Raw genomic sequence first — 1,663 nt, forward strand, 5'->3', positions numbered from 1 at the left:
GCTCGCGATGGCGCCAGGTCAGTCAATGCACATGTTGAATGAACGGACGCTATCGCGAGCAGGCTCACTCCTACAGGGGATATGTGTTTCGCCTGCCAGACCCAAAATAACCATAAAAAATCCGAGGTACTTCTGTGGCCGCTGATATCGAAGATAGCCGCTCCGCGCGCTTCGCCTTGCGCTGTTCCAACTTCGCCGAACGCTGGTTTCCCGACTCTTGGGTGTTCGCCGCGCTGGCCGTCATCATCGTCGCGCTGGCGACAATGGCCATGGGCGCCAAACCCACCGACGCCGCGATGGCTTTCGGTGACGGCTTCTGGAGCCTGATCCCCTTCACCATGCAAATGGCCTTCGTGGTGATCGGCGGCTACGTCGTCGCCAGCTCGCCACCCGCCGTGAAACTGATCGATCGTCTGGCGCGCATCCCGAAAAACGGTCGTTCCGCCGTGGCCTGGGTCGCACTGATTTCGATGGTTGCGTCGCTGCTCAACTGGGGCCTGTCGCTGGTGTTCGGCGGTTTGCTGGTACGCGCCCTCGCCCGCCGCACCGATCTGAAAATGGATTACCGCGCCGCCGGGGCCGCTGCCTATCTGGGGCTTGGCGCCGTGTGGGCCTTGGGCCTGTCGTCGTCGGCCGCACAGTTGCAGGCCAACCCGGGCAGCCTGCCGCCGTCGATCCTGTCGATCACCGGAGTGATCCCGTTCACCGAAACGATTTTCCTCTGGCAGTCCGGCGTGATGCTGCTGGCGCTGATCGTGATCTCGATCATCATCGCTTACGCCACCGCGCCCGGCCCGAACTCAGCACGGGACGCCAAGGCCTGCGGCATCGACCCGGCCTTCAACCTGCCGCCGCTGCAACCACGCACTCGCCCGGGCGAATGGCTTGAACACAGCCCACTGCTGATCATCGTGCTGGTGCTGCTGGCGGCGGGATGGTTGTTCCACGAGTTCTCGACCAAACCGGCGATCACCGCGATTTCCGGGCTGAACACCTACAACTTCCTGTTCATCATGCTCGGCGCGCTCCTGCACTGGCGCCCGCGCAGCTTCCTCGATGCGGTGTCGCGCGCGGTGCCGACCACCACCGGCGTGCTGATCCAGTTCCCGCTGTACGGTTCGATTGCCGCACTGATGACCACGGTCAAAGGCGCCGATGCGCAGACGCTGGCGCACCACATCTCGACGTTCTTCGTCAGCATCGCCTCCCACGACACCTATGCGCTGCTGATGGGCGTGTACTCGGCGATTCTCGGCTTCTTCATCCCGTCGGGTGGCGGCAAGTGGATCATCGAAGCGCCGTACGTGATGCAGGTCGCCAACGATCTGCAATACCACCTCGGCTGGGCGGTGCAGATCTACAACGCGGCCGAAGCGCTGCCGAACCTGATCAACCCGTTCTACATGCTGCCGCTGCTGGGCGTGCTCGGACTAAAGGCACGGGATCTGATCGGCTTCTCGTTCGTGCAACTGCTGGTGCACACGCCACTGGTGCTGTTTTTGCTGTGGGCGCTGGGGACGACATTGGCGTATACGCCGCCGGTGATGCCGTAAACCGGATCGTCCGGTCGGCATAAAACCCTTGTGGGAGCGGGCTTGCTCGCGAAAGCGGTGGGTCAGTCAACATCATTGCTGATTGATACACCGCCTTCGCGAGCAAGCCC

Annotated in this window: 1 protein-coding gene; it reads left to right on the forward strand. The window is 62.8% G+C overall.

The window, feature by feature from the left end:
- Window positions 1–134: 134 nt before the first annotated feature.
- On the forward strand, window positions 135–1,553 hold the full coding sequence (locus QMX93_RS30665; RefSeq protein ID WP_053123825.1) for a TIGR00366 family protein: 1,419 nt from the start codon (window positions 135–137) through the stop codon (window positions 1,551–1,553).
- The last annotated feature ends 110 nt before the right edge of the window (window positions 1,554–1,663 follow it).

Origin of the sequence: Pseudomonas sp. PS01303 (genome assembly GCF_029959385.1) — a bacterium.
Taxonomy (GTDB): domain Bacteria; phylum Pseudomonadota; class Gammaproteobacteria; order Pseudomonadales; family Pseudomonadaceae; genus Aquipseudomonas; species Aquipseudomonas rustica.